This window comes from Yoonia sp., from assembly GCF_046498525.1.
Lineage (GTDB): Bacteria > Pseudomonadota > Alphaproteobacteria > Rhodobacterales > Rhodobacteraceae > Yoonia.
In genome coordinates, this window is the sequence record NZ_JAWOAN010000040.1 from 1 (window position 1) to 5410 (window position 5410).

Here is a 5410-nt window from a genome sequence, read left to right on the forward strand (position 1 = left end):
AGGCCATTCGCCCTCCAGCGGCCTCTCAAGAAACGCTTCCACGCGTTCGTCGATCTCGACGCACAAGCGAGAGACCTGGCTCTTGGAGATGCCGGTCATGCCCATCGCTTTCACCAGATCATCGACTGAACGGGTAGAAACGCCCTGAATGTAGGCTTCTTGGATCACTGCCGTCATCGCCTTTTCCGAGGCCCGACGAGGCTCCAGAAACTCCGGAAAGTATGACCCCTTCCGAAGCTTCGGGATCTGAACATCGACGGTCCCGGCCCGCGTTTCCCACCGGCGCTCACGATATCCGTTCCGATGGTTTACCCGTTCTGTGCTGCGCTCATGCGTTCCAGCACCGCATCGCTGGTCCACATCCAGCGCCATCAGGCGGTCGGCGACAAATCCAAGCATCTCGGCCAGTATTTGATGATCCGCCGCGTTCGAAAGAAGCGCCTTCAGCGCAACGGTTTCTGCTATCATGTCTTTGGTCATGGGTGATCTCCTCGATCGGTAGGTCAGTTTTGCAACTCAACCCTACCGGAGAACATCCATGGCCGCCCAGAAACCGCGCGGGCTTCGCCTGAGCTACGCAAGGCTCCACTCAGCCCGCGCTACCGTCGGAATTACACCACGCCCCGGGGCACTACCAGGATCGCTTGTAACAAAGCTAAAGACATTTCTGCCATATCCACTCGCCGTACGCCCGTTGCAACTGCAACTCCACTGGGAGGGATTAAATACAGTCATCAGAGTCGATTCGCATTTTGCCAGCCCAACTGATTTCATGCTGCAAACTGTTCCGCCAAATGTGTCGCGACCAATGAGTACAACGCGGCGACAATACGGTACTTCCACCGTCGAAATCGAACTTCCATCCCTGATTGATCCGAGTTTTCAAGTTCAGCCACTCCAGATTCCTGCAGTTGGTGTAGCGACCGAAGCCTGGCCGAACGGGCTAAAAGTTGCGTTCGAGATTATCTATCGTATCTTTTGGGCATTAAGACACCATCCTGACTATATTGGCACTTGGGTGCCGGCTCCCGGTGATCTGGGGGACATTGAAAGTATCGTCGTATTGAATGGTCAAAATGATCTTGGATTTATTCGTCGCACGAATCCATCTATCGTCTTCAATGTTTTTTCGCCTTCGACTGAACCTCTAACCCTAGATTTGGGTGTCGCAGCCGACATAGAGTGGTACAAACGTTGCCGCGTTTTGGCGGACCAATATGCGTTTCTAGGGGAAGCACGAGAAGCCATTTTTTGGCTCAACGTTGGAGTAGAATCACTATTACGCAAACGGATGGAAGATCACATTTCAAATGCCGGTGTAGAGGTCGACCTAGACGTGATTGACGGCGGCAAGTCCTATTGGGATGAGGCAAAGCAGTTGGTGGTAGAAAAATTCCCAGCGCTAGCGGACGAGATCGAATGGCCTTCAGTTGTAAGGAAGCCTAGCCTATTTCAGCAACTGAAGTTCTATTCCTCAAATGTGCCAGGCGCGCCTTCGTTGAACCCCGTGAAGTCGCATTACAGCAAGGTGTCCCAAAGACGTAACGCCCTCTTTCATGGTAGCAGTGAGGCGCCGATTTCAATTGATGATGTCCGAGCAGCCATGGAGAGTTTTGACTGGCTTTCAGAAAATTTCGTTGCTTCCTAAATGGACGAATCCGCGACCTAGATCGTTTCAAGGCGCAAAGCTAACATTGGGGCTGTATTCAGCGAAAGACGGCTTTCCGTCCGACTTGCATGAGCGGCTATGGCCACAGGCTCTTGGACGAATGTCTCTTATGGGCTGACAGCGGTCAATCGAAACGGCGGCAATCCAGTGTGCGGCGCCCCAGGTGGAAAACCGAGTGCTGCACCGCCGCAAGGCTGCTTCGAGCCCATTTTGCTGAGATTTTGCGATGCCGCGAAAGGCCGCTGTCATGGTAGGGGCAAAGTAAGCCGTGCGCGCACCCCACCTATTTGACGTAATTCCACGGCAGCAGGTCGTTGATCTGGCTTTGTTTGTGGCCTGCGACGATGGCAGTGAACGTATTGGCCAGATAGGCATGCGGATCGACACTGTTCAATTTGCAGGTCTCAATCAAGGAAGCCACGACGCCCCAGTTTGTGGCTCCGGCGTCGTGGCCGGCGAACAGTGCGTTCTTGCGGTTCAGAGCTATCCGAGACGGCATCAGTGCTGACAAGCGAGGCTGCCGGGGGGCCTCATTGTGATCGCATGGCAGTCACATAGCACTTTGCGCGAATGTCACCCTCATGATTGGCGTTAACTCTGCTTACCGTCATGTTTCCCTAGAGAAACAGGTTGACCCCGATCAACAAGACGACGGTAAACAAGATTGTTGACGCTAGCCCGGCGCGCAAAAAGTCCTTCACACGGTAGCCGCCCGGACCCATCAGTAGTGCATTGACCTGGTGGGTAGGAAGGAAGAACGCGTTCGACGCGGCGATAGCGACGATCATCGCAAATTGCGCAGGGTCTGCATCCACGCCGACTGCGACATTAACGGCCAGCGGGATCAGCAGGACGGTCGCCCCGACGTTCGAGACGGTCAAGGTGAAAGCGGTGGTCAGCAGCACGATGGCCAGTTGGATCGCCCAGATAGGCATGCCTTCAACTGCGCCAATCACTTGGGTCGCAATCCATGCGGCTGTACCGCTTTGTTCAACTGCCTGCCCCAAGGGGATCAGAGCAGCGAGCAGGAAGACTGTTTTCCAAGATACCGCGCGATAGGCCTCATCAGGTGACAGGACGCGGCTGACAAGCAGTATCGCGGCACCGATCATCAAGGCGAGCGAAAGGCGGAAGTCAGAAAACAGTACCAGTGAGAGAGCAACGGCAAAGGCACCAACTGCCCACCATTTCTTGTCGGTCCGGGGTTGTTCGCGAGGATAGTCGCTGATGGCGACGAAGGCGGGGTTCTTCAACAACGCAGTCAGGCGTTGCCAGCGGGCAAAGAAAACCAGCACGTCACCGGCGGCCAGCGTCTGAAAGCGCAGATCACCTTCCAGCATTTTGCCGTTTCTGTGAATGCCGACCAGCGTGATGCCATGTACCTTACGGAATTCAAAATCCCGCACGCGCTGGCCAACAGCATCGCTACCAGGGCGGATGACGACCTCGGCCAGTCCGGCCAGTTCATCATTCTGGAGCAGGGCAAAAGTATCCTCTTCCGCTGCGACAAGACCGTTCCCATTTGTGAAGTCGTCAAGAACAGTGTCCGAGCCTGTCAGACCTAGGGTAACGTTCGCCTTGATCACAACATCACGGGCCGGCGCTACGATCATTCCGTTTTCATCGGTGATCGCAGTAATCAGAACGCCTTTGAACTCGGTCTCGATCTCTTGGACGCTGCGGCCGATAAGCGCACTGCCCGCAGTCACGCGCCATGCGTGCGTGTCGTTCTGCAGGCCGTAGCGTTCGGATAGCTGCGGCATGGATGGGCGTTCACGCCCGCCGCCTTTGACGTTAGGCAACAGCCATCGACCGAAAACTGCAAACATAGCTATACTGGAAACAACTAGGGCAAGGCCGATCGGCGTAGGGGCGAACAGATTAAAGGGTTCGTACTCCATCCCAAGGTTGCGCATTGAGTTTGCCAAAAGATCGTTCAGCAGGATTAGTGGGCCAGAGCCGACAAGTGTTGTGGTTCCACCCAGAATCGCGGCAAAACCCATAGGCATCAGCAGGCGCGACACAGGGATCGAGGTGCGCTCAGCCAGACGTTCGGTCACGGGCAGGAACAATGCTGCAGCGCCGATATTCTGCATAAAACCGCTGATCCCGGCCACAGTACCACTGATCAGGGCAAGAATTCGGCTTTCTGTCCGGCCGCCGATCTTTTGTAGAAAGGCCGCGACACTGTTCATCACGCCGACCCTGTCCAACCCGGCACCAAGGATCATCACCGCGATGATCGAGATAACGGCGTTTGATGAAAAACCGGCAAACAGCATGCTGGAGTCCACAAGGCCCAGCACCCCAACGGTGACAAGAATGAGGATCGCTGCAACGTCGATGCGTACAATTTCAGTTACAAAAAGCGCTATGGCACCAGCCAACACGGCCAGCACGATCATCATGTCGGGGGTAAGCTGCTCCATAATCCGTCCATTCAAGTAGTGTTTGATGCAATCAGGGTCGGCATTGGATATAGTGCTAATAATACATTTTACTAGTGTAATGTTTCTTCCGATGATCAGGCCATTCACTAAGGCGGTTGGGGTTACGTTTGATTAGTTGCACGATTTCCAAAAATCCCGCGAAAGAAGGGACTTTCTCCGATCTTCACGGGGAGGGCGAAGGCGGTTCGGGCAGGCCTTGTTCGAGGATGCGACCAGCCTCAATGAACCCGAGCTCGTCAGCCAGCTCACGCACAAAACACCTTTCGTGGGGCCAGAACGAGATATGGGCAAAAGTTGATGGTGTGGATGTCGCCACCTGAAGGCATCACAATGTGCCAAGTGTCGTCGAAAGACGCCACGGAAGCATAGAAACTGGAGGCATCCACATGACACACGCTACCATCATCGGCATTGATCTTGCAAAGAACGTTTTCCATCTGCACGGGACACTTGACGACGGGACAGTGGTTTTCCGCAAAAAGCTGTCGAGGGGTCAGGTTTTGCCCTTCCTGTCCGAACAACAGAACTGCTTGATTGCGATGGAGGCCTGCGCAACGGCGCATGACTGGGCACGAGAGATCGGCAAGTTGGGCCATGGTACGCGACTTATTCCCCCACAATACGTAAAACCCTATGTCAAACGTCAGAAGAACGACACGGCAGATGCGGAAGCAATCACGGAAGCGGTTTCACGCAGGAACATGAGATTTGTCGAGGTCAAGTCTGAGGAGCAGCAGGTCAGCGCTATGGCCTATCGCACCCGTCAGATGTTCATTGGACAACGTACCCAGACGGTTAATGCTCTTCGATCGCATCTCTCGGAACACGGGATCATTGCCCCGAAAAGCAAAGCTGGGATCAAGAAACTGATGGCTATGATCGAAGACGATACCGCCCTCATTTCGGAAAAGGTCAGAGATATTGCCCGCGTATACGTTGATCATATCGAGCAGCTGACAGCAAAGATATCTGATGCGACCGAGGCGATGAAGGCAGCGGCAAAAGTCTCTGAGACCGCAAAGCGGTTGCAGACCATGCCTGGTATCGGGGTGCAAACCGCGATGGCGATCGAGGCGTTTGCGCCTGACATGACGTGCTTCAAACGAGGGCGGGACTTTTCGGCTTGGTTGGGCTTGGTGCCCAAACAACATTCTACCGGTGGCAAGAGCCGTCTCGGCAGGGTCTCAAAAATGGGACAGGCGGACATCCGGAGCCAACTCATCCGAGGAGCCATGTCGGTGATAACTGCGGCAACACGTTTTGGGATAAAAAAGGGGGCCTGGCTGGAACG

Annotated in this window: 4 protein-coding genes and 1 pseudogene; 2 read left to right on the forward strand and 3 right to left on the reverse strand. The window is 54.6% G+C overall.

Going from position 1 to position 5410, the window contains the following annotated elements:
• Positions 1 to 468 (reverse strand): transposase (locus tag R6T97_RS02885; protein WP_410347812.1); only part of this gene is annotated, 468 nt, incomplete at its 3' end.
• Positions 469 to 538: 70 nt separating this feature from the next.
• Here R6T97_RS02885 and R6T97_RS02890 point away from each other — a divergent pair.
• On the forward strand, positions 539 to 1648 hold the full coding sequence (locus R6T97_RS02890) for a hypothetical protein (RefSeq protein WP_410347809.1): 1110 nt from the start codon (positions 539 to 541) through the stop codon (positions 1646 to 1648).
• Positions 1649 to 1952: 304 nt separating this feature from the next.
• On the opposite strand, the pseudogene R6T97_RS02895 reads toward R6T97_RS02890, so the two are convergent.
• Together R6T97_RS02895 and R6T97_RS02900 are read right to left on the reverse strand one after the other, a co-directional pair.
• Positions 1953 to 2156, reverse strand: a pseudogene (locus tag R6T97_RS02895) (transposase domain-containing protein); the annotation flags it as partial.
• Between the two features lie 130 nt (positions 2157 to 2286).
• Entirely contained in the window at positions 2287 to 4098 is a 1812-nt protein-coding gene (locus R6T97_RS02900; protein WP_410347810.1) for an SLC13 family permease, read from the reverse strand.
• Between the two features lie 353 nt (positions 4099 to 4451).
• Between R6T97_RS02900 and R6T97_RS02905 the strand changes: the two genes are divergently transcribed.
• Positions 4452 to 5410 (forward strand): IS110 family transposase (locus R6T97_RS02905; RefSeq protein WP_410347811.1); only part of this gene is annotated, 959 nt, incomplete at its 3' end.

Coding starts and splice junctions, on each gene's coding strand:
- R6T97_RS02900 (WP_410347810.1), bottom strand. CDS start 4,098: ATGGAGCAGCTTACCCCCGACATGATGATCGTGCTGGCCGTGTTGGCT.
- R6T97_RS02890 (WP_410347809.1), top strand. CDS start 539: ATGGCCGCCCAGAAACCGCGCGGGCTTCGCCTGAGCTACGCAAGGCTC.